18 protein-coding genes are annotated in these 24,000 nt (G+C 52.5%); 9 read left to right on the forward strand and 9 right to left on the reverse strand.

Annotation, left to right across the window (positions count from 1 at the left end):
- The 5 genes from B5D63_RS04930 to B5D63_RS04950 form a co-directional block, all read right to left on the reverse strand.
- Window positions 1-2,802 carry a TonB-dependent receptor gene (locus B5D63_RS04930; protein WP_078667615.1) on the reverse strand — a complete coding sequence of 934 codons (2,802 nt, stop codon included), beginning with the start codon at window positions 2,800-2,802 and terminating at the stop codon, window positions 1-3.
- Between the two features lie 74 nt (window positions 2,803-2,876).
- Window positions 2,877-3,566, reverse strand: coding sequence for a response regulator transcription factor (locus B5D63_RS04935; RefSeq protein ID WP_078667616.1), 690 nt, complete (start codon window positions 3,564-3,566; stop codon window positions 2,877-2,879).
- The gene (locus tag B5D63_RS04940; protein ID WP_143312765.1) at window positions 3,563-4,978 is read right to left on the reverse strand and encodes a sensor histidine kinase; all 1,416 of its coding nucleotides are present in this window, start codon (window positions 4,976-4,978) and stop codon (window positions 3,563-3,565) included. Before B5D63_RS04940 ends, B5D63_RS04935 begins: the two co-directional genes overlap by 4 nt.
- 163 nt (window positions 4,979-5,141) lie before the next feature.
- On the reverse strand, window positions 5,142-7,757 hold the full coding sequence (locus tag B5D63_RS04945; RefSeq protein ID WP_078667618.1) for a DUF7133 domain-containing protein: 2,616 nt from the start codon (window positions 7,755-7,757) through the stop codon (window positions 5,142-5,144).
- A gap of 136 nt (window positions 7,758-7,893) precedes the next feature.
- Window positions 7,894-9,042 carry a serine hydrolase domain-containing protein gene (locus B5D63_RS04950; RefSeq protein WP_078667619.1) on the reverse strand — a complete coding sequence of 383 codons (1,149 nt, stop codon included), beginning with the start codon at window positions 9,040-9,042 and terminating at the stop codon, window positions 7,894-7,896.
- A gap of 206 nt (window positions 9,043-9,248) precedes the next feature.
- Here B5D63_RS04950 and B5D63_RS04955 point away from each other — a divergent pair, with 206 nt between their 5' ends.
- Together B5D63_RS04955 and B5D63_RS04960 are read left to right on the forward strand one after the other, a co-directional pair.
- Window positions 9,249-10,244 (forward strand): sensor histidine kinase, encoded by a 996-nt coding sequence (locus B5D63_RS04955; protein ID WP_078667620.1) that lies wholly within the window; start codon window positions 9,249-9,251, stop codon window positions 10,242-10,244.
- Window positions 10,241-10,966: a LytR/AlgR family response regulator transcription factor gene (locus tag B5D63_RS04960; protein WP_078667621.1), complete on the forward strand. Its 726-nt coding sequence runs from the start codon at window positions 10,241-10,243 to the stop codon at window positions 10,964-10,966. Before B5D63_RS04955 ends, B5D63_RS04960 begins: the two co-directional genes overlap by 4 nt.
- On the opposite strand, the gene B5D63_RS04965 is transcribed toward B5D63_RS04960, so the two are convergent.
- Both B5D63_RS04965 and B5D63_RS04970 read right to left on the reverse strand, forming a co-directional pair.
- Window positions 10,948-12,180: an RNA polymerase sigma factor gene (locus B5D63_RS04965; protein WP_078667622.1), complete on the reverse strand. Its 1,233-nt coding sequence runs from the start codon at window positions 12,178-12,180 to the stop codon at window positions 10,948-10,950. The two genes, B5D63_RS04960 and B5D63_RS04965, sit on opposite strands and share 19 nt — an antisense overlap.
- 49 nt (window positions 12,181-12,229) lie before the next feature.
- Window positions 12,230-12,583 (reverse strand): YciI family protein, encoded by a 354-nt coding sequence (locus B5D63_RS04970; protein ID WP_078667623.1) that lies wholly within the window; start codon window positions 12,581-12,583, stop codon window positions 12,230-12,232.
- 218 nt (window positions 12,584-12,801) lie between these two features.
- On the opposite strand from B5D63_RS04970, the gene B5D63_RS34935 reads away from it, so the two are divergent.
- Together B5D63_RS34935 and B5D63_RS04975 are read left to right on the forward strand one after the other, a co-directional pair.
- On the forward strand, window positions 12,802-12,945 hold the full coding sequence (locus tag B5D63_RS34935; RefSeq protein WP_159455891.1) for a hypothetical protein: 144 nt from the start codon (window positions 12,802-12,804) through the stop codon (window positions 12,943-12,945).
- Between the two features lie 246 nt (window positions 12,946-13,191).
- On the forward strand, window positions 13,192-14,109 hold the full coding sequence (locus B5D63_RS04975; RefSeq protein WP_078667624.1) for a sugar phosphate isomerase/epimerase family protein: 918 nt from the start codon (window positions 13,192-13,194) through the stop codon (window positions 14,107-14,109).
- A 111-nt stretch (window positions 14,110-14,220) separates the two neighbouring features.
- On the opposite strand, the gene B5D63_RS04980 is transcribed toward B5D63_RS04975, so the two are convergent.
- Together B5D63_RS04980 and B5D63_RS04985 are read right to left on the reverse strand one after the other, a co-directional pair.
- Window positions 14,221-14,649, reverse strand: a complete 429-nt coding sequence (locus B5D63_RS04980; RefSeq protein ID WP_078667625.1) for a VOC family protein — start codon at window positions 14,647-14,649, stop codon at window positions 14,221-14,223.
- A 122-nt stretch (window positions 14,650-14,771) separates the two neighbouring features.
- The gene (locus tag B5D63_RS04985; protein ID WP_235021462.1) at window positions 14,772-15,341 is read right to left on the reverse strand and encodes an RNA polymerase sigma factor; all 570 of its coding nucleotides are present in this window, start codon (window positions 15,339-15,341) and stop codon (window positions 14,772-14,774) included.
- Between the two features lie 200 nt (window positions 15,342-15,541).
- On the opposite strand from B5D63_RS04985, the gene B5D63_RS04990 reads away from it, so the two are divergent.
- From B5D63_RS04990 to B5D63_RS05010, 5 genes are all read left to right on the forward strand, one after another.
- The gene (locus B5D63_RS04990) at window positions 15,542-16,534 is read left to right on the forward strand and encodes a FecR family protein (protein ID WP_078667627.1); all 993 of its coding nucleotides are present in this window, start codon (window positions 15,542-15,544) and stop codon (window positions 16,532-16,534) included.
- Between the two features lie 46 nt (window positions 16,535-16,580).
- Entirely contained in the window at window positions 16,581-20,033 is a 3,453-nt protein-coding gene (locus B5D63_RS04995; protein WP_078667628.1) for a SusC/RagA family TonB-linked outer membrane protein, read from the forward strand.
- Between the two features lie 17 nt (window positions 20,034-20,050).
- Entirely contained in the window at window positions 20,051-21,412 is a 1,362-nt protein-coding gene (locus tag B5D63_RS05000) for a RagB/SusD family nutrient uptake outer membrane protein (protein ID WP_078667629.1), read from the forward strand.
- Between the two features lie 12 nt (window positions 21,413-21,424).
- Window positions 21,425-22,612 (forward strand): TlpA disulfide reductase family protein, encoded by a 1,188-nt coding sequence (locus B5D63_RS05005; RefSeq protein ID WP_078667630.1) that lies wholly within the window; start codon window positions 21,425-21,427, stop codon window positions 22,610-22,612.
- 102 nt (window positions 22,613-22,714) lie between these two features.
- Entirely contained in the window at window positions 22,715-23,995 is a 1,281-nt protein-coding gene (locus B5D63_RS05010; RefSeq protein ID WP_143312766.1) for a hypothetical protein, read from the forward strand.
- The last annotated feature ends 5 nt before the right edge of the window (window positions 23,996-24,000 follow it).

Consider the following 24,000-nt stretch of genomic DNA (forward strand, 5'->3'; position numbering starts at 1 on the left):
TTACTTGTTTTTTGATTTCGGGAAATGTCTGAATTTATAGATGGCGCTGAGCATAAAATACTGGCCCAGTGCATTGTTCTTGCGATCTTCGATATAGCCGTTGCCGGTGATACGGTTGATGCCGGCATTGTTGTTCAACAGATCTTTTGCGCTCAGGTAGAGGGAGAAATGTTTACCGATTTCTTTATTGATCCCTGCGTTGAGCAGCAGGATAGTATTATTGTATCCTGCTGCCAGACCCAGGGCGGAAAAGCCTTCCAGGCTGGCGTCGAACGTCATGTTCCATGGCAGCACCACCATACTTTCAATACTGTAGGTGAGCAGCCAGTTTTTTTCCGGAAGCCCGTTGCGGATGGCAAAGCGGCGGTTGTTCCAGGTGGCGCTGCCGGAAGCGCTGATACTGACAGGATCTGCGGGATAATAGTTCACATGCACGTCAGGAGCTAATGTGAGCACGGTGTTGTTATTGGCTTCTCCGTTATTAAATAACGTGTTGCGGGAGTATGTGCCGGTGAAGCCCAGGGATACCGAAGAATTGCGTGGCCCCACGGTGATGCTTTTGCCTGCAGAAAGCGACGCCCGATAGTTACCCCGTACATTCACCGGAATGATCAGTTGTTGCCCGGTGTTTTTGTCGATGCTGGTGCTGTCGGTCACCTGGCTGCTGTACCAGTCAAAGCCGGCGTTGGCATACACAGCATTGCCGGAAGCGGGGGATACTTCGTTAAAAGACAGCGACCAGCGGTGACTTTTTTCCTGGTCCAGCGCCGGATTGCCCCGGCGCACATACAACGGATCGGTATTGTCTGTCAGTGGCTGCAGGTTGGCGACGGACGGAGTAGTAGCGACGGTGTTATACCGGAACATCAGCTTTTGCCGGCTATTGGTTTTATATTCCGCGTAGGCCTCCGGCAACCAGGCCTGAAACTGCCGGTCTACATGGTAACCTTTCAGCCCGGAGTGGCCGTTGACAGTGCTGCGCTGCCATCCGGCGCCGATGGTGTAGCGCAGTTTTTTATAGTTGCCCGCCAGCAGTGCTTTGGAGGTATGTTGCCATTTGCGGGTATTATAGTTGTCGCTGTACAAAGGATCTGTTTCGTCGTAAGCGCCGCTGGCGGCACGATTACGGGCCTGCCGGTCGTAGGCGCCGTCGCTGTAATAGAACTGTTGTCCCAGCTGAAGGCTCAGCGTACGGGATAACGGTTCAGTATATAGGATATTTCCGCTGATGGAAGATACTTTGGATTTGCTGACCGTCTGTTGATCGGTGTGGTTGTCTTTTTCTCCTGTTGGGAGATGAAAGAAGGTGCTGTTAAACTGGTTCTGCAGGGTGGTGTTGTTTTCATAATATTCCGGTTTGGCCGTCAACATCAGGGTGCGGCCGGCTTTGGCGAGGCGGTGGCGTAGCTGCATTTCCATGGCGCCGAGGCGGTTATCGCCGGCGGTACGGGTATGCTGACTGCCTTCATTGAGCAGCGTGACGCCGTCGGCGGTATAGGATCGGAAGTTGCGGTCCTGGCTGTTGTTGAAGTGATTAAGGTCGGCATGCGGTAACAGCTTCAGCGTTGTACGGGTATTCAGCGGCGTTTCTACGGTGAAGTCTATACGCTGGTTCATATTGTAGTTAGTGTTATTACCGTTCTGCAAATAGTTATAGGCGGTATCGGCCAGCCGGTACTGCCGGGCATAGTCGTAGTTATTGCGGGTGTTGGTTTCATTAAAGAAATAACTGCTGCGCAATTTGAAGCCGTTGTTCCAGTCGTTGTTGAAATTGACGCCACCGAAGCGGGTGTCGGTAAGACCGATAGGACGGGCAATTTCCGCGAGCGCTTCAGGCGTACCCATAATTTTCACGCCTTTCATGTTCATCAGTTCAGAGAGCGCAGCGGGTGGGAGGTTGTTGAACATGTCAGGATTGGAACCGGCCATTTTGATCAGCTCGGAGGCACTGAAGCCGGACTTATTGACGTTGTTGCCTTTCAGCAGCAGCGACAGCTGCATATCGTTGAGGAAACTGTTGGCATTGATACCGCCTTCGTAGCGGTCCGTGGTGCCCAATCCTGCGCTGGCGTTGCCAAAGTAGCCGCGTTTGCGGTTCTTTTTTGTTACCAGGTTGATCGTCTTTTGTTGTTTACCATCGGCAACGCCGGTAAATTCGGACATATCGCTTTGTTTGTCGAGCAGCTGTACTTTATCGATCATGTCTGCGGGCAGGTTGCGTGTAGCGATGGAAGGGTCGCTGCCAAAGAATTCCTTCCCGTCCACGAGTACTCGTTGCACGGTTTCTCCCTGCGCTTTGATGCTGCCGTCGCGCTCTACCTGTACGCCCGGTAGTTTACGGAGGAGTTCTTCCACTACGGCATTGTCTTTTGTTTTGAATTTATTAGCGTTGTATTCGATGGTATCGCCTTTCATCTGTACAGGCGGTGTGTTGTCTTTAACGGTGACGGTCTGCAGCTGCCTGCTGCCTGCGTTGAGGGCTATAGCGGCGGGCAGTGCGGGGAAACGTCCGGCGGGTATGCTGAAGGAAAAGGTACTGTCGGTGTAGCCGAGGCTGTGTAGCCGTAAACGGTAGTTTCCATTGGGAAGTGTGAAGGATACTTTACCCTGTATATCGGTCATGGCCGTACGAACAACTGTTGTGTCGCTCCAGGAAGTGATTTTAACGGATACGCCAGCAAGAGCTTTTCCGGTGGCGGCGTCGCCGATCTGTGTTTGTTGCGGAGACTGCTGGGCTGTTGTTATGAACGGGCATAATAACAGGATACCCGGCAGATATATTTTACGCATCATTTTTTTCATGCGGTAAAATTACCGGGCTGTTGGCGGGGAATAGGTTAACGAGTGTGTATATATTCTTAATGAGTGTTAAAAAATCAGGCGAGGAGTTTAAAGCCGCGTCCGCGTATGTTCACGATCTGGATATTTTCGTCCTGTTGCAGGTACTTACGCATACGGGTGATATATACATCCATGTTGCGGGCATTGAAAAAGCTGTCGTCGCCCCAGATGCTGAGCAGCATATCCTTGCGGGGAGTGATGTTGTTGACGTTGTCTGCCAGCATTTTCAGGAGATCGGCTTCCCGTTGGGAGAGGCGCCGGGTTTCGCCGCCATAGTGCAGTTCCTGCCGCGGGTAGTCGAACAGGTATCCGCCCAACCTTATCTGCTGTTGTACGGGCGGGGTGGCAGGGGGGAGGGTGCGTTTCAGCAAGGCATGTATGCGCAGTATCAGTTCTTCCATGCTGAACGGCTTTTTGATGTAGTCGTCGGCGCCGGCATGAAATCCTTTGAGCACGTCCTGTACTTCACTTTTGGCAGTGAGGAATATCAGCGGGGTATGGGTGTCGATGGCGCGGATGTCCTGTACCAGTGTGAGCCCGTCCTTACGGGGCATCATCACGTCTATTACGCATACGTCGGGCCCGTGCTGCTTGTACAGCTGCCAGCCTTCGTGGCCGTCGGCCGCGTAGATCACTTCAAAGCCTTTCATCTCCAGCGTTTCCTTTACAACGCCGGCGAGTACGGTTTCATCTTCTACCAGTAGTAAACGTATCTGTTGTTTCATCGTTTTGCCAGTTCAAAGGTAAAGGTGCTGCCTTGTCCGGGGTGACTGTCTACTTTAATCGTCCCGCCTATTTTGTCCAGCAGGCTTTTCACATGGCTGAGGCCCAGCCCGTATCCTTTGACCGTATGCAGGTTACCCTGTGTAACGCGGTAAAATTTATCGAAGATATATGGCTGATGCGCCTTATCGATGCCGATGCCATGATCTTTGACGGTAAACAGGTAATGCTGCGGGTGTTCGGTGACGGTCAGGTCTACCTGTTTAACGTCCGACGGCGTGTATTTGATCGCGTTATCCAGCAGGTTGGACAGAATAGTCCGCAAGGCGGCTGGTTGGGTGAGCATTTCTTCCTGCGTCACCTCTACCGAGGTGCGTACCTGTACGCCGGGCAGGCCGGAGAAGCGGGCCACCACCATTTTCAGCAGCACGGGGATAGCGATGGTTTCCACGGCGCCTTGCGGCTCTTCGTTGTGCTCCAGCCGGGTGAGCGCCATGATATTGTCTACCAGTCCCTGTAGCTTATGCAGTTCGTCCTGTTCCAGTCGCAGGTAACGTTCCGTTTTTTCCGGGTCTTTGCTGCCGCCGAAGGTGAGCAGCGCTTCGTTGGTAGCGGTGAGGATAGCGACCGGTGTTTTCAGTTCATGGGTGATATTGCTGATGAAATCGTTTTTCATGGTCTCCAGTTTCTTCTGACGGATGATGATCCGCCACAGTACCCATATGCAGCCGGTGATGAGCAATATCATGCAGAAAGACAACAGCAGGGGCCAGAGTATTTTCACCATCAGGAGGGTACCGGCGCCCTCGAACCGGGCGATGATGGTCCGGGGGGATTGCAGGGAGCTGGAGCGGATGGTCACTACCTTTTCATCGGGTGTAATAGTGGTGTCTTTTTTTAGGATGGCAGTGGTAAAAGGCAGGGCTACGTGACGGTTGTTCAATTCTTCGCGGTAATATTTATTGAGCGTTGCGGTGTCCACTTCCACGATATTGCTGAAGGCGAAGATACTGGCCAGAAAGCGGTTCATGTCTGCACCTACGTCCTGCAGCCGGAAGTTCTGCTGGATGATGGTATTACCCTGCTGTTGCCCGTTGTTGCTGGTGATAACCTTCACCAGCCCGGTATCAGCGTTTGACAGGAGGGTATCGGCGATAGCGCCGGCGGTGAACTGGAAGGTGCGCCGGTGCCGGGGGGCTTCGGTGCTGTCTTTACGCTGCGATTGACCTTCCAGCTTTTTAACGGAACCGATCACGGCGCGGTCGTAGGCTTTCTGCAAGCCGTCAGACACCACCTGCACGAAGCTGGCCTGCTGGCTCAGCCAGGCTGTCCGCAGCCAGTACAGCTGGAAAGCCAGTACAGCCAGCGCGGTCGGGATGGTAATCCACCATATCCGTTTAACAATGAAGTCCATCTTACAAAGATAGCCGAAGCCGCCATGCCGGCAACACCGGATTAACACTCATTAACACTTTTGCAAGAATGATTAACAAAAGAAAAATGGCGCTTGTTGCCGCGTAGGCATAAAAAAACGGGTCATCTCTTTGGAGACGACCCGTTTTAATACCTGTGATGTTTTATTTCTTTTGTTGTGCCAGGAAGCTCACGAGCGCTGCAAACTCTTCATAAGATAGCGCGTTGGCAAGACCTGCCGGCATCATGGATGTTTTCATTTCCTTACGGCTGATGATATCTGCCGTCTTCACGGTGTATACGTCTCCCGCAATGTCTCTCAGCACTACCTTGGCGGCTGTTTCTTCCGTCACGAACCCTACGTAGCTCTTATTGCCTTTAGCCGTGATGGTCACGGTGGCAAAGCCCTGGGAGATGGAGGCGTTAGGTTTCAGGATGGACTCGGCGATCCGCTCACGATTCATGATAGACCCGATTTGTCCCATGAAAGGCCCTTTCATTTTTTCACTTCTGCTGAGACTGTGGCAGGCAACGCAGCCCTGGTTGGCAAAGAGTATCTTTCCTTTGGCGGGATCTCCCTTTATTTGTTTTACTGCGATGAGCACATCTTCGATAGATGATTTGCCCACCTGTCCTTTTTTGTTTTTTATTTTCTCCAGGTCGACTTTGACTTCTTTGGCAGCCACGGGTTCTGTTGGTTTCAGCGGGGCGAAGGCCGCTATCTCCATTCTGTGGCGGGCGTCGAGGTCCCGGTAAAGGCCCATGTTGGCGGGACCGGCTTTCTGCGCTTCTCTCTTCAGGAATTTTTCGATGACAGGCGATCCGGCCCACAGTACTGCTTTGTAATAGGGACCGTGGGAGTCCGGACGGGTGCCCCACCACCAGGAGGCGTCGTAAGTATCTTCTTTTTTATAGAGCCGTGCGAGGGTAGTCAGGATCTGTCTTTTCACCTTTGCATTTTTAGACAGGCGGTAGGCGGCGATCAGCCCATTTACTGCTTTCTCTTCATGCACATAACGCAGGGCCCATAGGGCAAGCGTTGCATTCGGGCCGTTGACGGCGGCTATCAGCGCGTCTGTGGCCTGCAGTGCCAGCAGTGCCCGCACAGCCAGGTGTGGCAGTACGATCGCGGCATTAGGAGTGGCATGGGGGCCTTCGGGGCTTTTCAACGGCGCCGCAAAGGAAGCCGGTACTTTTGTTTGTAACAAAGCGGTGGCGGCATCTGCGCGGCCTAAGCGGCCGAGGCCCACGATGGCCGCGGCGCGCACGCGGGGAGATACGTCTTGCAGTCCCTCCAGGAAAGGTTGCTCAGGAACATCCGCCAGCAAGCCTTTGCGGTCTGCCAGCGCCCTCAGGGCATGTTCACGAAGACTGGCGTCTTTTGTCAGCGCCACCAAAGCGGCGATACCTTCTTTTCCTGTGGCCTGCGCATAGGTGTAGAGGCCTGCCACGCGTGCATACAGCGGCAGTTGTGCGTCAGATGCTATCTGCAGCGCGGCCGCTGTTCCCTGTTGCTCTGCGCGCCGGAGCAGTTCCTGCGAGGCGCTTAAGCGGGCTACGGCGCTGGCTGACTTCAGCATGTTAGCTAATTCCGCCACCGATGCCTTGCCCGGATCAGGGAAGGCGGTATAGGTCCAGTTATTGGGGACGGCCCTGACAACAAACCCTATCGTGTCGCTGCCGGAATAGCCGGCGCCATCCCATGCGGAAAGGTAAAGCCGGCCGGAGCCGTCCACATCCAGATCGGTGATCTGTGGCAGTGCTATAAAATCTTCTTCTTTTTGTGTGAAAGTGGGGCCATCGGGCGTTACCCGGTGGATATAGAGCATGCTTCTGCCCCAATCGGCCATCATGGGAACATTGTTGTATTTCGCCGGCCAGGTGGGCTCGGACATAAATAAGGCGCCTGTGCCGGAGCCGCCGCCCAGGTCTGCCAGCGCGGGAATGATTTCATCGGTAAAATGCTGGAACAGTACCGGGTAACCATATTCGCCGGTCTGGAGGTGATGGGAGAACCTTACGTTCCATCCGCCGCCATCGTTGGTGTTTTCCCGGGTGAAGATATTCATGTAGGGGTCGATGGCCACGTCGTACACGTTGCGTGTTCCATGGGAGAACACTTCCATTTCCGTGCCGTCGGGGCGTACCCTTACAATTCCTCCGCCCAGCATGGTCAGCTTTTTACCGGAACGGTCGGTGGCGTTATGGAAGCCGAAGTCACCCACGGCGATATAGATCCAGCCGTCGATGCCCATGCGGATACCATTGGTAGCGTGATCGGTGCCCCGCTCCTGGATGTATTTGCTGTTGCTGAGATGCTCCACCAGTGGGGTGGGAGGGCCGTCGGCTTTTCCATCGCCGTCTTTATCTTCAAAAACCACCAGCGCCATCCCCGTGGCTTTGCCTGTTTCGCCGGAGAAGGTGGTGTGCAATACGAAGACCTGCGGGCCCCTGACGATGATACCGCGAGGGTTGTCCACGATGGCGAACTCCGTATGCTGGTCCATTTTGCCGTCATTGTCCCGGTCTACCAGCTTCAGTATCCGGCCTTTGCCCGCGTCTTTGCCAAGGGAGCCCATCATGTCTACGCCGACAAACACTTCGCCCGTGGGCGCTACCGCCAGGCACGCAGGACTGGGGGTAACGGACGGGCCGGAAAACCGGGTGATGTTGAGGTCTGCGGGCGTAGGCGTTGGCGTATTTTGCGAATACCCTGAAAATGGTTTTACTGTGATAAGCGCTGTAAGGGAACAAATCAGCGCAACAGGAAGTTTGATCATTGTAAACTGCTTGTGTAATAGTGGAATTTGCCTGTCAAGATATAAAAAAATAAAATTTATTTATAGCCTTTTTTGCCAACTTCCTTTGTACAGCAGCATAAAAGCGGGTGTTTCCTGCGAAACACCCGCTTTTTATCTAAAGCTCAAACAGCATATCCCGTAATTTGAGCCATTCCACTTCTCCATCGTCGTTGTAATCTCCGTTGATCATCACCACTGCTGCCCGTTTGGTGGCATAGTTGATATACAGTTGCATATGGCTGCCCGGGACATCGCCGCCGTGGCCGAAGATATCCTGGCTACCTGCTTTGCGGTGTTGCCAGAAAAGCCCGTAGACGTCCTGTGCCCGGGGATTCTGTACTTTACCCATAGCTTCCAGCGTGCCGGCGGTGATGATTTGTTTGCCGTCTTTCACGCCGTTGTTTACCAGCATCCTGGCGAATGTGCTGAGGTCTGCCAGGTTGGCGTGCAGGCCGCCGGTGCAGTAGTCCACCATACTATAATTACCGATTGGCTGCCTGTCAATGTTATAAGGCATAGCGAAGGGCTGTGTGGCATAATCGCGCAGATGCCATACAAGCGTTGTGGTACCCAGTGGAGCGATGAACTGGCGGTAGGACCAGGCGCCAAAGTCCTCTTTAACGGTTAGTTCCACAATATAGGCTGCCAATGCGGAGCCCACGTTGGAATAGCTGAAGATGGTGGTATTCCGGTCGTCGTGGAAGGTGCTCGTGGCGTAGAGTTTTCCGGAAGGGGTCAGCATTTCGCGTACAAATTCCGACAGCGGCATGGGATGGTCCACGTCAGCTATGAGAATGTCTGTCTCCGCCCGGAGCGCATAGGTGGAGTCACAGATGCCGGAAGAGTGCGACATCAGTGCGCGCAGGGTAATTTTCCTGCCCGGATTTCTGGGGTTTTGCACCTTAAACGGCAGGTAGGTGTTGATATCGGCATCCAGGTTTAGTTGACCGTTTTCTACCAGTCGCATGATGCTCAGTCCGATGAGTGGTTTGGCGAAAGAACCGATTTTGAAAACAGTTTTCGCCGTCACTGCTTCTTTTTTCTCCAGGTTGGCCATGCCGGCGGTTTTAGACCATATGATCCCGTCGGGGCCTACCAGGGCTACGGCCACGCCGGGAATCTTCACCCGGTCTGTCAGTACGGCGATCTGTTTCTCTACGTTCTCTGTTTTGAATGAGGCGGAAGGAGAGGTGTCGTCTTTGTCTTTCTTTTTGCAGGCGCAGAAGGCCAGCAGTAGTCCAAGGCCGAGGCAGTAGTTTCTCATTTTTTTTTTCTGCAAATGAAAGCAGTATGGCGTAGACAGGCGAGGGGTATTATAGGAACAGGGGCATGGCGGCGGCCAACAAACGGTTGTGTCCAACAATGGCCGGATAGGGGTAGCGGCAGACGAGCCGCGTATTATTGGTAGACTAAATCAGCCGGTTGGTGAGATGAACGGTTACCTTCGTTTCCCGGCGGCTTTTCGAAACAATGGAAATACAAGCAAGCGAGTGGAAAAGAATCATATCTGTTTTCCAGCATTTGGTGCCAGCGGTGGTGTTATACCTGATCGTAGGAATGAACGATTATCAGCCGCAATGGCAACCGGTCATGAAAGTGTTGGCTACCCTGTTTATCCTTATTGCCCCTTATGTGAACCAGTATGTGCTGGTGCCGGTACTGCTATTGCGCTTCCGGTACTACGCTTATGCCGCGGCAGTGATAGCGTTGCTCTCTCTGTTGCTGGGGGTGACGGTTTGGGTGGAGCCGCTGGTGGCGCCCATGCTGAAAGAGGGAAAAGCCTTTGAGCCTTACGAGCTGCAGGACGTATGTGTGTTTTTTGTGATGATGTTGTCGCTTGTAGCGGCTTCTACAGCTATACCGCTGTTCTGGCAATGGATGCAGGCCAGCTATTATCGTGCGGCAAGTTTGCAGACAGAACTGGAGAACCTGAAGAAACAGTTGTCGCCGCACTTCCTGTTTAACACGCTCAATAACCTCGATACGCTGATTTATGCAGATCAGCAGCGGGCCTCTGCAGTAGTGCATTCTCTTTCCCGGTTGCTTCGCTACCAGCTGTATTTATCGGGCAACGGGCCCGTTCGGCTGCGGCAGGAGCTGGATTTTATCACTGACTTCCTGTATCTGGAGCAGCTGCGGCATGATGTGCTGGAGATAAACATCAGGGTGGCCGACGATGTGCAGGACGTGTTGTTACATCCGTTCCTGTTGATGCCTTTTGTGGAGAATGCCGTGAAACATAACAATTATAACGGAAACGCCTATATACATTTGCAGCTGTCCGCTGCTGCCGGCTGTTTGCAGTTCACCTGTTCCAACCCCGTGGCCCGCGAAGCGGCGCCTGCAGGTGGCGCGGGCCTGAATAATGTACGCCGCCGGTTGTCGCTGTTGTACCCGGACGAGCATACGCTGCAAACTGATAATAACGGTCAGGTATATACGGTAGCTTTAACCATCAACATATGAATTGTATTGTAATTGATGATGAACCGCTGGCGAGGGAGAAGATCCGGTTGCTGGTAGCGCAGGATGTATCGCTGCAGTTGCTGGGCTGTTTCCCGGCGGCAGACAAAGCGGCGGATTTCATGGAGTTGAACCCTGTGGATCTCGTCTTCCTGGACGTACAGATGCCTGGCGGTTCAGGACTGGATTTTGCCCGGCAGCTGCCGCCGGAGGTGCTGGTGATCTTCACCTCTGCCTATGCGGAATATGCGCTGAACAGCTATGACGTGAATGCTATCGATTATCTGGTGAAGCCCGTGCACCCCGCGCGTTTTGCACAGGCGGTACAGAAGGCAATGGACTTCGCCGATCTGAAAAGGCACCGGAAGCAGCAACAGCAGCAGACTGCGGCCCTGCATAAGGACCATGTGTTTGTGAGGGCCGACAGGCGCCTTCACCGGGTGGTATTCAGTGACTGCCGGTATATTGAAGGAATCAAGGATTACAGCGTATTACACCTGTCTGACCGCAAGCTGATGGTGGGCGTTAACCTGAAAGCGCTGCTGGAACAGCTGCCCCAGGACATTTTTGTAAGGATCAGTAAATCGGTGGTGGTTAATTTCCGGCACGTGTCCAGCCTCAATCACCAGGATGTGCGGATAGGGGAAGCAGAGTTGCTGATCGGCAATGCCTATCGTGAATACCTTTTCTCCTTTTTTGTAGAACATCACGTGGTAGGCAGATGATCGATTTTTTGTTGAAGCGTTTGTTTCTCCGGCTGGGTTTTGGAGAGATGCCATGCCTGTTGCAGGTGTTGTAACGCCTGCTGATTATCGATGCCCTGATACAGTTCGCCCAGCAGGGCATGGTAGTAAGGATTGCCGGAAAGGCCCAGTTTTTCTGCTTCCGGCAGGGCGGCGGCGTTGCCTTTTACTTTCGCGAGGGCGAAAGTACGGTTGAGGGCCGCTACCGGCGAATATTGCAGCTGCAACAACCGGTTGTACAGCTGTAAAATGTTATCCCATTTTTCCGGCGTGTCTTCCTTGATGGTGTGCCACCAGGCGATGGTGGCCTCCAGGTGATAGGCCGACAACGCGCTGCCCTGTGAGGCGGCACGCAGGTAGAAAGCGCCTTCGGTGATGAGGGTACGGTTCCATAAAGCTTCATCCTGGTCCTGGTACAGGATCAGGGCCCCATTTTCATCTTTTCGTGCCGGCAGCCGCGACGCATGAAAACACATCAGGGCCATGAGCGCGTTCACGGCAGGTGTGTTGGTCAGCGGATGGTCCAGCAGTAGTTTGGTAAGGCGCATAGCTTCGATGCATAATTCCTCGCGGATAACAGTATCCTGGCTTTCGGAGTAGTAGCCTTCGTTATACAACAGGTAGAGCGTGGTGAGTACTGCGTTTAGCCGTTGCGGTATGGCGGCTGTTTCCGGCATTTCGATGGCTACTTTTTCCGCCCGCAGTTTCTCCCGGGCGCGGAACAGGCGTTTGTTGATCGTTTCTTTATTGGACAAAAATGCGTTGGCGATTTCGTCAATGCCGAAGCCGCAGAGGATGCGCAGGGCCAGGCCTATCTGTGCTTCAGGAGGTATGGAAGGGTGACATACGGCAAACAGCATCTGCAGCTGGCTGTCGCTGATGTTTTTATCGGAGAGGTCTATCTCCGGGGCTGGTGTATCGGTGGTTTGTTTCAGCTCCGGCGCTATCTTCCCGTGGAACATATGCGTGCGGGCGAAATAATTTTTAGCCTTGTTTTTGGCCACCACATACAACCAGGCCGCAGGGTTTTCCGGAACGCCTTTATAGGGCCATGTCTCCATCGCCAGCAGGAAGGTCTCGCTGGCTATATCTTCCGCCAGTTCTATATGGTCGATACCAAAATGTTTACACAGAACGGCAGATACCCTGGAGAATTCAGTCCTGAATAAATGTGGTATTAGTTCCTGTTGCTGCATAACGGAAAATTAAGCTCCTGCCCATGGGCAGGAGCCGTTACTGTATCAACTAATGCATATCTTCTCCCCGGATGATCTTTCTTACTTCCACGGTATTGCCTTCGCCGCCTAAAATGGGGCAGTCTTTGGCAAAAGAAGCGGCTTCGTCGGCAGATTCGGCTTTTACGATAATATAACCGCCCAGCGTTTCCTTGATTTCTCCGAAAGGTCCGTTAGTGACCATTTTGTTATGATGTACCACGCGGGCGTCGTCAAACAGGAGACCGTTGCCCAATACAAATTTGTTTTGTGCGGCAATGCCGCCGATCCAGTCCATGGTGGCTTTCATCCATATCTGCATTTGTTCGGGGGAGGCAATTTTCTTACCATCTTCGTGGCGGAAAATCAACATAAATTCGTCCATGATGAGTGCGTTTTTGTTATGAGAAATATTGTTTCAGAACACCCCTTAACAAATGGAAATTACCAAATTGGACAGCTGCCGGAAAAAATATTTACAATCCTGCGTCCGCTTTCGTTCACGCGGCAGTCCTGCAGGGAAAATCACGTAAAAGCGGGATTTTCTGTCTGTCCTGATTATTTTAAATTGTTAACATTTCTAATCACTCAAACCGGTAAATTATGAAAAAGAAACCCGCAGCCAAATTAAAATTGGCTAAAATCAAAGTGGCCGCCCTCAGTCAAACCGTTGTGGTAGAAGATCATAACCGCACCCTGCCGATCACACAACACAAAACCTGCCCTGAAACTTTCTGGGTTTGTTAGTCTCGCAAAGGCTTAGTAAGAGAGCAAAGACCGCAGAGAAGGCGTTTTGTTGATAAGAGCGCAGCGAAAGCGGATGCCTTTGTTTAGTCTGATTGTATAAGAACGCAAAGAAACGAATAGCATAGGCCGTTGGCTATTGTATTTATCCTTTACAATAACTATTTTGGGAAGGACATATATTATAATCAACCAAATATAAGATTCGTTTCTTTGCGTTCTTGTTTTTTCTTATAAAATCTTTGCGTGATGAACATTTCCAGAAGGAATTTCCTGCGGCAAGGTACCCTGGCATTGGCAGGGGCCACGCTTTTATCCCGGCCGCTGCTGGCGGCGGGCGCTAAAAAAGAAGTGATGGGCATACAGCTGTACTCTATCCGGGCAGATATGAAAAAAGATCCCCTGGGTACGCTCAAACAGCTGTCGGCCATGGGCTACCGTCATGTAGAACACGCCAATTACGTGAACCGCAAATTCTATGGTTACGCCCCCACGGAGTTTAAAAAAGTACTGGCCGACCTCGGGCTGTCCATGCCCAGCGGTCATACTGTATTGGGGCGCACCCACTGGGACCCGGCGGCCAGGGACTTTACCGATGCGTGGAAATATACCGTAGAGGATGCGGCGGTGGTAGGACAGAAATTTGTGGTCAGCCCCTGGCTTGACGAAAGCCTGCGTAAAAACTACGATGATTTTAAAGCCTATATGGAGGTATTCAATAAATCCGGGGAGCTGTGCCGTAAGTCAGGTATGAAGTTCGGTTACCATAACCACGATTTTGAATTCAGCCAGGAACTGAACGGGCATAAGCTGTTCGACCTGATCCTGGAAAATACAGACCCGGCGCTGGTAGCACAGCAGCTGGACATTGGCAATATGTATCATGCCGGCGGCGTGGCGCTGGAGATCATGCGTAAATACCCCGGCCGTTTTGAGCTGATGCATGTAAAAGATGAAATGAAAGCTGCCGGGAAAGGAGAGATGGGCAGCGCCTTCGAAAGCACTGTGCTGGGCAAAGGCGTTATCCCGGTGAAAGAGGTGATCGATTTAGGCCGCAAATCCGGCGGTACCAGATATTTTATCGTGGAACAGGAGTCTTACCAGTCACTGACCCCGCTGGAATCTGTTAACCAGGACCTGGCGGCCATGAAAAAATGGGGCTTCTGATCCATTGACAAGCGTTTTTTTCCGGTTGAGAAATTACCGGGTATACCCCCAAAAAAAAGGGCTTCTCCGTTGGAGAGGCCCTTTTTATGTGCAGTGTTTATGACTTCCTGGTTAACTGCGTGGCGCATCGTAGCTTACCATCCACGCAACGCCGTATTTGTCGGTCAGCATACCAAAGTAAGAACCCCAGAACTGATCGGCCATGGGCATGATCGTTGCTCCGCCTGCGGCCAGTCCGTTGAACAGTTTGTCCGCGTCCGCTTTACTGTCCGCCGAAACAGAGATAGAGAAATTGGTGCCTATGATCACCTTGCCCATATGCGAAGGTGCATCACTGCCCATCAGAAGGGAACCGTTGCCTATGGGCAGGGCGATGTGCATGATCTGGTTTCTTTCGCCTTCCGGGGGCGTATATTCCGGGGGGCTGTCGCTAAAACGCATGATCATAGCGAATTCGCCGCCAAATACAGATTTGTAGAAATTAAAAGCTTCTTCACAGTTACCTGAAAATGTCAGGTACGGATTAAGCGCAGATGCCATGGGATTACAGTTTTAAAGTGAATGAATATTTCGAACATTGCATTTAGAATTCAAAGTACAATCCATGCATTAATTCATCGGGGGGCAATCAGGACATTCTGAGGAGTATATTACGACAATTTTTATTGATGCAGCGAAATCAGCAGCAAAATAACAATTCCTTCTCTCAGCCTTTTGAGGGCCTTCCGCATATGTTGTTCCACGGTATTGACGGAGATGCCCAGGGCATCCGCGATTTCATGGTTGGACATCTGTTTGTTCCGGCTCAGGAGAAACACGGTCCGGCATTGATCGGGGAGGGCTTGTACCTTTTGCTGGAGCGCCTTGAGCAGGTCGGTACGGTACAACTGCTGGGTGGTGTCTTCTACCGTGGCCGGTTGCTGCTGCGCCGCCAGCGTCGTATGTTGTTCCCTTACCAGCGTCTTGCGGAAATAGTCGTAGGTTTTATGCCTTAGTATCACCTGCAGATAGGCGGCGACATTGTCCAGGCGATATTCTTTTTTATAATAAAATGCCAGCAGGCTTTCCTGTGCCAGTTCTTCGGCGATGTAGCGGTCTTTCGTTTTCTGATAGGCAGTCGTTACCAGCTGCGGAAAATACCGGCGGTACAGGCAGGCAAAGGCCGCTTCATCGCCGCTCTCCCAAAGCGATAATAATGATTGGTCGTCCGTATGTGTTTCGTAATAATTCAAATAGTTCAAATCAAAGCATCAACGGTGGCGGGATAAAGATATAATCTTTTGCTAAAAACCAACCCCTAAAAAAAATATCATGGAGGAGTAACGGCAGGACTGCTGGGATTCGTCATGCCCTCACGATTTCCTTTTATTAGAATAAAAAATATTTGTGTAACGGGTAACGGTAGTGCCTCGCAGGCACGTCAAACAGATACATGGAACAGGAAAAACTACATCAGTTACTCGAAAAATATCATACCGGCCAGTGCAGCGATGCTGAACTGGAGGCTTTGCAGCAATGGTATGAAAGCCTGGGAGGTGCGCCTGAGGCGCCCCACTGGGACGTAACGGATGATGTTTACCTGCGGGACCACTACGCTGCTTTTCAGCAGCGAGCCACGCTGCAGCCTGTCACCCATCGCCGCCGTACCTGGAAAAGGATAGCCGCCGCGGCGGCTGTTATTACCGTTTGCGGCCTGCTGGCCCGGTACTTTTATCCATTGCCCGTCACCGATACCCATCAGCCGGTGGCTGCTGTTGCCGCACAGGGAACACCGAAGCCACCGGCGCCGGATGAGGTGGTGAACTACGACCGGCACCTGGTGCTGCCCGACAGCTCTGTCGTACTGTTACGCGCAGGCAGTTCCCTGCAACTGTCAGCCGCCTTCGACCAGGCAGACCGCCTCGTGACCCTGCAGGGCGAAGCATACTTTGACATACGCCGGAATGCACGTCATCCTTTCATCGTAAGGTGTGCTAACGTATATACGTACGTGTTAGGGACCGCTTTCAATATCAATACCGCCGGAAAAGACCGGCAGGTGACCATCACCGTTACCAGCGGGAAAGTGCGGGTAGAGCGGGAACATAAGACCGTGGCCGTACTGACGAAAAACCAGGCGCTCACCTTCCGCGACCGCCGGCAGCCCATACCATCCACCCTGGAGAACGTTACGCCCACCGTGGAATGGATGGCCAAAGACCTGCTGTTTAACGAAACCAGCCTTGAAACAATCTGCCAACGGCTGTCTGCCCGCTACCAGGTGCATTTTACCTTTGAGCGGCAGGTGAACAAAGAAAAACGGGTTACCATCACCGATGCCTTTTATGGGACCGAATCACTGAACGATATACTGGATATCGTCTGTACTACCCTTGGATATACCTATTCCGTTACAGGCACTACTGTAACCGTCACAACGCAGTAATCATCCGTTCATACGGAAATTCAAAAATCAACCAAGCCTTATCATCATGAGGAAAGTATGCCTGTTGCTATTATTTGCCTTGCATGTGCACCTGGGTCATGCCCAGATCTTACAGAAAACCATCAGCCTGTCCTTCGAACACCAGCCACTGTCAACCATCCTGACAGAAGCCGGTAAACAGGCGGGATGTAAAATCTCTTTTCCGGCAGACGAAGTGGCCGGCTGGAAAGACATGTCTTTCCACTGTAACGGTAAACCGCTGGGCGAAGCGCTCGCGCAGCTGTTGCTCGACACCGACCTCGGTTATAAAACGCTTCCCAACGCCATCGTGGTGTTTCGTAAAACAGCGCCGGTGAGTCGCCAGCAGGAGCGTACCGTATTGCTGAAAGGCATTGTGAAAAACGAACAGGGCGCGCCTTTGCCTTATGTCACCATCGCGGTGGGCACCACCGGTGTCATGACCTCCGGCAACGGTGTCTATGTGCTCTCCAATGTGGGGGCCAAAGCCACGGTAAGGGTGTCTTGCGTAGGGTACGAACCACGTACTTTCGTGGCGGAAGACCTGGCGGCTGTTGCTGAAGTGGTGCTGAAATTCGGACGTCACAGCCTGGGTGTGGTGGAAGTTAGCACCGCCTACCAGCGTATCCGCCCGGAACAAAGCACCGGCGCCATCGCAGCTATCGGCACCAAAGAATATGAATCGCGTATCAGTACTGATTTTTTGTCCGGTATACAAAATAAACTACCGGGCGTGCTTATCAATAAAGACATGCAGTTTGAAGGAAACTCACTGTTCCAGATCAGGGGCCTGTCTACTATTTCGGCCAACAAACAGCCACTCATCGTAGTGGATGGTTATCCCACAGAGCTGACGCTGGATGCCATCAACCCCAATGAAATCAAATCCGTGACCGTACTGAAAGATGCTGCCTCCGCCACCATCTACGGGGTACGCGCCTCCAACGGGGTGATCATCATCGAACGGAAACAGGCGGAAATAGGCCATACGAAATTTGCTTTTCGTACTACCCTCGGCGTTACTGGTAAGGAAAAATACAATACCTACCGCCTGGCACCCAGCTCCGCCAAGCTGAACTACCTGCGCGATTCGTACAAAGACGGCGATGATTTACCCGTAGACTGGTCGGCTTACCGCACCAGCTATAATTTTTATCAGCCCGGGTTCGAAGTCCTCCTGGACAAAAAAGCCGGGTATATCACGCAAGCCCAGCTGGAAGAACGTTTCGCCGCCATGGGGAGCTATGATAATGCGGCAGACTATAGCCGGTTGTTTTTGCGCTCCGCTGTTAATCAGCAGTATGACCTGAACCTCTCCGGCGGCACACAACAGGCCACCTACTATGTGTCGGCCAACTATACGGCCAACCGGTTTACCAAAATGAATAACAGTGACAGTAGGTTCCTGCTTTCCGGCCGCGCCAATTACAATTTTAACAAACGTTTCTCCCTGGAGCTGACCACCGATTACCTGGAAACAAAAAATCTGCTTGCGCCGGTACCCGATTTTATGAACGTATACGGTTACGAACGTTTTCAGAACGCCGATGGCAGCCCTGCCCCGATCTTCGCCGGCTCCAACATGAACCCGGTGTTTAACGATACCATCATCAAGAAAGGGTTGTACGATAATATGAATTACCCGCTGGTTAATATGAACGAGATCAAAGACCGGAACAGAACAGTCAACAATAAAGTGATCGCTAATTTCAGTTACCGTATCGGCCATGGGTTTACGCTCAGATTTGGCGGTATCTACGAGAACTCCCGTTCAGACCTGAAACATTATGCCAGCGAAAAATCCTCTGAAGCGCGTCAGTACGTGAACGCCTATGCGGAACAAACTCCTGCAGGCATTCTCTTTAATGTACCGAAGGGCGGTTATATCAACCAGATGAACAGCAGTGCAGTGAGCTATACCTTACGTGCACAGCTGGACTATAATAAAATTATCCGGGACCAGCATTCATTCAACGTGATCCTGGGAGCGGAAAACCGGAAGGTAGTGGCGGAAGCCTCTACCAGCGCCACTTTTGGATATAACGATCAGACGCTGTTGCAGCAGCCGGTAGACTACAATAAGATCCTCACCGGGTATTGGGTTTCCAACTTCGCCGGCCGCAATCCCACTTTGAATTTCGATAAGCTCTTCGGGAAAACTTACCAGGAAGACCGCTATGTGTCCGGCTACTTCAACGGCGTATATGCGTTCAAGGGGAAATACTCGCTGACTGGTAGCGTGCGGGTGGACCAGTCCAACCTGTTCGGCACCGATCCCCGTTTCCGTTACAAGCCGCTGTGGTCAGTAGGCGCCGCCTGGAACATCGACCAGGAAGCTTTCCTGCAACATGCCACCTGGCTGGATGCCCTGAAACTTCGGGTGGCGTATGGTTTTAACGGTAATACTTCCAAAGCGAGCATTCCGCAGATCGTGGCTAAATACGCTACCAACCTGCGCACATCGCCCACTTCCACTTCGCTGAACCTGGCTTCAATGGAGAACGCCGCCCTGCGCTGGGAGCAGACCAAAAACTTCAATACCGGCCTGGACTTCCGCTTTTTCGGCAGTGTCTATGGCAGCCTGGATTACTATCAGCGTAACAGCGTGGACCTGCTGGCAGCCGCCCAGCTGGACCCCACCAAAGGCGCCAGCAGCGCTATGCTGAACGCCGCTTCTATCCGTAACCAGGGCGTGGAGCTCAACCTCCATGCAGACTGGATCACGCGGAAACGGTTCAACTGGAACACCGGCATAGCGCTGGCACGTAACACCAACAAGGTGCTGGACCTGTATGTCAACAATAAATTAAATTCCTACACCTATCTGACCAATAATTATGTAGTGGGCTATCCGGCCGGCGCGGTATTCAGTTATCGTTTCGCCGGGCTGGATACCGCCGGCCTGCCACTGATGTACAATGCCGCCGGAAAAGTAAAAACGCCGGGATATGCTGCACTGGATGAAGGGCTGAGCGACCTGGAATACAACGGGGCCGGTATCCCTACTATCACCGCCGGTATCAGCAACCGGTTTGATATTGGTAACTTTTACGTGTACTGCATGATTGACTACTATGGTGGCTTTAAAACCAGGATTCCCGCGCCTTCTATTTATGACAGCAGACCGTTGGCTGGCGCCGGGAATTATTTCCGGGAGAAAGGGGATGAGCAGCGTACCGATGTGATGGGCCTCTATCCTTATTGGTTGTACAATGCTTATCATTCTTATGTGTACAACTACGCCAATACGCGGGTGGTCAACGGCGCTTACCTGGTGCTGCGCGATGTGACCGTGTCTTACAACTTCCGTAAGCTGCCTGCCATACAAAGGATGGGCTTTACCAACTTCGAAGTGAAATTACAGGCTTCCAATATAACGACCATCGGCCTGAATAAATATAACTACAGCATCGCCACCGGCAACTATGCCAGGAGGTTCCTGGTGCCTACATACACCATCGGTCTGTTCACCAATTTCTAATGTGTCAACTGTAATATATGCGCAACAAATGGATGATATATGGCATGGCTGCTCTGCTTACAACGGCAGCCTCCTGTAAGAAATATCTCGATGTGGAGCCTATCGGCAAAACCATCCTGACCAACGTAAGCGACTACGATCTGTTCCTGAACAGCCAGGACCTCACTTCCAGCGGTGCCCGGGAGTTGAACCTGCTGTCTGACGATGTAGACGTTACCACTATTCCTCAAACGCCTGACAGGGTGGAGGACCTGGTGTATCTGTGGGCCAACCAGTACACCGTAGATACGAAGATACCACCTGCTTTCTGGGGTAAACACTACGGAAATATATACCGTTACAATGCGGTGCTGGCGGGTATAGACGCCGCAGGTAACGGTACGGTGAGGGATAAACGCCGTATCAAGGCTGAGGCATTGCTGGGAAGGGCTTTTGAATACCTGTACCTGGTGAACCTGTACGGCAAACCTTACAACGCCGCTACAGCCACCAAAGATCTGGCCGTTCCCTTTATGACGTCTGTGGATATTGCCGAGGAAACACCGCCCCGCAGTACGGTAGCTGACATTTATGATCGTATCATCAAAGATATCAATGCCGCCATCCCCGATCTGAACGCCAATAATACGGGCAATCGTTTCAGAGGAGCTGCTACAGCTGCCTACAGCGTGCTGGCGCGTACGTACCTCTGTATGGGCCGCTACGAAGATGCGGCAGAGAACGCGCGGCTGGCGTTGGGAGACAATCCGCCGGCTATTATAGACTACAATACCATCACGAATAAATCAGCTATTCCGAATATGGCCATCCGGCCGTTTGACCTGTATGCACGGTATTCTACCAATGCTTCCTCCAGGGAGTATCCTACTATTGCCCTGCTGAAAATGTTTGATGTGAATGACCTGCGGCTGAAATTGTTTTATGAGAATACCGGTGATTATACCTATCCCAAACGGGGAGTAGCGAACTTTAATCCCAGTGGCGCCGTCTCTAATTTTGGTACCGGCGTAGAGGAGATGAAACTGATCATCGCAGAAGCGGCCGCCCGTGGCGGCAGGCTGCCGGAAGCGCTGACACAGGTGAACGATATCCGTAAATGCCGTATCAAAAAAGAAGTCTATCAGCCTTTGTCTTCCACCGATGCTGCGGAAGTGATGGGCTTCGTGATGCGGGAACGCCGGCTGGAACTGGCGTTCAAAGGATTGCGCTGGATAGATATGCGCCGGTTGGACGCAGAAAACAAGATGCCGGCGGTGTACCGTTATAATGCCAACAATGAGGTCATTGCCACGCTGGCGCCTCACGCTGCCCGCTATACGTTGCAGATACCGCTGGCGGTATTGCAGTTCAATCCTGCTATGCCGCGGAATGACGAATAAAAACACGGAACCATGAGAACAAGCATTTTGTTAAGCGTAATATTGATGGGGGCCACCGCTGTGCAGGGGCAGTCGTTCACGCTCAAAGGGACGCTCGCTAAAAATACGCTGGCCGTCAATTCGTATATCTACCTGCGTTATGAGCAGCAGGGAAAGGCGATACTGGACAGTTGCCGCTTGCAGCAGCAGACATATCATTTTAAGGGACAGGTGGGGTATCCTGTGGAAGCTACGTTATTCCTGAAACCCGGAGACAAGGATGCCGAATACTACCGCCAGACGCGCCTGCTGAAACCTTACGAGCACACGTTTTACCTTGATGCCGCTGCACTGACCGCAACGTCTGCGGGTGAACTACGGGAAACGACTGTCACCGGCGGCGCTGCGGAGGCAGACCGGCAGGCGATAGAAGCGGAATTATCCGCTATTTATCAACGCGGTGAAAAGGAGTACGGGGCGAAGCGGGAGGCGGCGTATAACGCCAAAGACAGTGTGGCCATTGCAGCAGTCACCCGGCTTTCCTACCGGAATGATGATGAACGGGAAGCGGCTAAGCTGCGGTTTATGCAGCAGCACCCGCAAACCGGTATTATGCTGAAACTGTTGCAGGAATATACCCGTACTAAAATAAATCCTGTGGTGATCGGGCCTTTGTATGACGGGATGTTACCTTCGCTCAAAACATCTCCCGAAGGGGTGGCTTATGGCCGTCGGTTAGCCAAGGCACGGGAGATCGCGCCGGGCATGCCTGCCCCGGCGGTAGCATTGGAAGACCGTAACGGGCAGCTGGTAACCCTGGCATCGCTTAAAGGAAAAGTGGTGCTGCTCGATTTCTGGGGCAGCTGGTGTTATCCCTGCCGCATGAGCCATCCGCACCTGCGGGAAGTGTACGCCCGTTACAAAGCCGCCGGCTTTGAAATCCTCGGCGTGTCCAACGAGCGGGGAGATCCGGCCGGCTGGAAAGAGAAGTGGACCAAAGCCATGGATACCGATCAGATGACCTGGCTCAATGTGCTGAACACCGCCGCCAGTACCGATAAGGAGAAAGGCGTGCTGGATGCTTACGATGTAAAGGCTTTCCCTACCAAAATACTGATAGATCGTGAAGGTAAGATCGTGGTGAAGCTGGTAGGCAACAGCGAAGGTAGCCGCGATGCGCTGGATGCGCAGCTGGAGCGGTTGCTGGGCAAAGAACACTAATATTGCAGATAGCCGGCCGGGATCAACGGCCGGCTATTTTTTATTTTATAAAAGATGTTTTTGTCTTTATTGTAACTTTGCTCCGGTAAAAACAACTGGCCTATGAAGCGTGCAAATACCGGGGCAACGGAACGGAAGTGGATAACTGTCGCCCTCATCAACCTGATGATCGTGGCATTACTGGGATTACTGTTGCGGACCAGGGCCCTGTTTCCGCTACCGGGAATCAATTTTGGTCACTGGTTGTATGCGCATTCTCATTTCGCCTTCGGCGGATGGATCACGCTTTGTTTATTTACCCTGATGGCCTACCGTTTGCTGCCCGCCGGGAGTAGCGGTAAAAGAATATACCCGGTTTTACTGTCAGGGGTATTCATCAGTTCCGTGGGCATGCTGCTGAGTTTTCCTGTTCAGGGGTATGCGCTTTTTTCGATTATCTTCTCCACTTTATTCATCGTGTGCACCTGGGCGTTTGGGTGGGTGTTTATCCGGGATTTGCTGAAAGCGGGCACGGAGCGGTCGGTCACTCTGCTGGCGGCCGGATCGTTGGTATCCCTGGCGATATCCTGTGCAGGGCCCTTCTCCCTCGCTTATATGATGGCCACGCATCAGCGGAACACAGTATTCTACCACGATGCCATCTACACCTATTTGCATTTGCAATACAACGGGTTCTTCACCCTCGGGGTCTTTGCGCTCTTCTGTCACCATCTGGGGCCGGTCACTGCGGAGAAGGTCCGTTTCCGCTTTGCCCTGGCGTTGTGTGCATCGGTGCTGCCAACGTTGTTTCTTTCCTACCTCTGGCATCAGCCGCCGGCAGTGGTCCGCGTCGTGGCCGGAGCAGGCGGCGTGCTGCTGTTGCTTGTACTGGCCCGCTTCGCGGAAATGACCCGTTCTGTGAAGCCGGAGCTGTACAACGTCAATCCCCTGGCACGCCGCATCGGGGCGTTGGCGCTGATGGCTTTCGCCCTCAAAACACTGGCGCAGTTGCTCACTATTTTCCCGGCTGTCGGCAATGCCGTTTTCGCGAGTCGGCCCATGATTATTATGTACCTGCACCTCGTGATGCTGGGCTTCGTGACCCTCTACCTATTTGCCCAGCTGCTGTACGCCGGCTTTTTTGTCACCGCGAAAGTACTGGCCGGACTGGGCATGATGGTGTTTATCATCGCCCTGGCGTTTAATGAGGTATTACTGCTCATGCAGGGACTGCCGGGCGTGTTTAAAGTACCGGTGGACGTATACCTGTGGGGGTTATGGCTGGCCGCTGTGGGGCTTTTGGTGGGAGCGGGGATGGTAGCGCTGGCGGCGGGGAGGTGTTATTTTTTTACCATTCACTCCTTTGACAAAATTTCTTTATCTTCAAATAGAGATCGTATTTAACCTAT

The organism is Chitinophaga eiseniae, from assembly GCF_900167135.1.
GTDB classification, from domain to species: Bacteria; Bacteroidota; Bacteroidia; order Chitinophagales; family Chitinophagaceae; genus Chitinophaga; species Chitinophaga eiseniae.

Excerpts from the sequence above, each read along its gene's own strand:
- B5D63_RS04930 (WP_078667615.1), bottom strand. The coding sequence starts at position 2,802 with ATGAAAAAAATGATGCGTAAAATATATCTGCCGGGTATCCTGTTATTA.
- B5D63_RS04940 (WP_143312765.1), bottom strand. The coding sequence starts at position 4,978 with ATGGACTTCATTGTTAAACGGATATGGTGGATTACCATCCCGACCGCG.
- B5D63_RS04970 (WP_078667623.1), bottom strand. The coding sequence starts at position 12,583 with ATGGACGAATTTATGTTGATTTTCCGCCACGAAGATGGTAAGAAAATT.
- B5D63_RS34935 (WP_159455891.1), top strand. The coding sequence starts at position 12,802 with ATGAAAAAGAAACCCGCAGCCAAATTAAAATTGGCTAAAATCAAAGTG.
- B5D63_RS05000 (WP_078667629.1), top strand. The coding sequence starts at position 20,051 with ATGCGCAACAAATGGATGATATATGGCATGGCTGCTCTGCTTACAACG.
- B5D63_RS04975 (WP_078667624.1), top strand. The coding sequence starts at position 13,192 with ATGAACATTTCCAGAAGGAATTTCCTGCGGCAAGGTACCCTGGCATTG.
- B5D63_RS04980 (WP_078667625.1), bottom strand. The coding sequence starts at position 14,649 with ATGGCATCTGCGCTTAATCCGTACCTGACATTTTCAGGTAACTGTGAA.
- B5D63_RS04960 (WP_078667621.1), top strand. The coding sequence starts at position 10,241 with ATGAATTGTATTGTAATTGATGATGAACCGCTGGCGAGGGAGAAGATC.
- B5D63_RS05005 (WP_078667630.1), top strand. The coding sequence starts at position 21,425 with ATGAGAACAAGCATTTTGTTAAGCGTAATATTGATGGGGGCCACCGCT.
- B5D63_RS04990 (WP_078667627.1), top strand. The coding sequence starts at position 15,542 with ATGGAACAGGAAAAACTACATCAGTTACTCGAAAAATATCATACCGGC.
- B5D63_RS04950 (WP_078667619.1), bottom strand. The coding sequence starts at position 9,042 with ATGAGAAACTACTGCCTCGGCCTTGGACTACTGCTGGCCTTCTGCGCC.
- B5D63_RS04995 (WP_078667628.1), top strand. The coding sequence starts at position 16,581 with ATGAGGAAAGTATGCCTGTTGCTATTATTTGCCTTGCATGTGCACCTG.
- B5D63_RS04945 (WP_078667618.1), bottom strand. The coding sequence starts at position 7,757 with ATGATCAAACTTCCTGTTGCGCTGATTTGTTCCCTTACAGCGCTTATC.
- B5D63_RS04955 (WP_078667620.1), top strand. The coding sequence starts at position 9,249 with ATGGAAATACAAGCAAGCGAGTGGAAAAGAATCATATCTGTTTTCCAG.
- B5D63_RS04935 (WP_078667616.1), bottom strand. The coding sequence starts at position 3,566 with ATGAAACAACAGATACGTTTACTACTGGTAGAAGATGAAACCGTACTC.
- B5D63_RS05010 (WP_143312766.1), top strand. The coding sequence starts at position 22,715 with ATGAAGCGTGCAAATACCGGGGCAACGGAACGGAAGTGGATAACTGTC.
- B5D63_RS04965 (WP_078667622.1), bottom strand. The coding sequence starts at position 12,180 with ATGCAGCAACAGGAACTAATACCACATTTATTCAGGACTGAATTCTCC.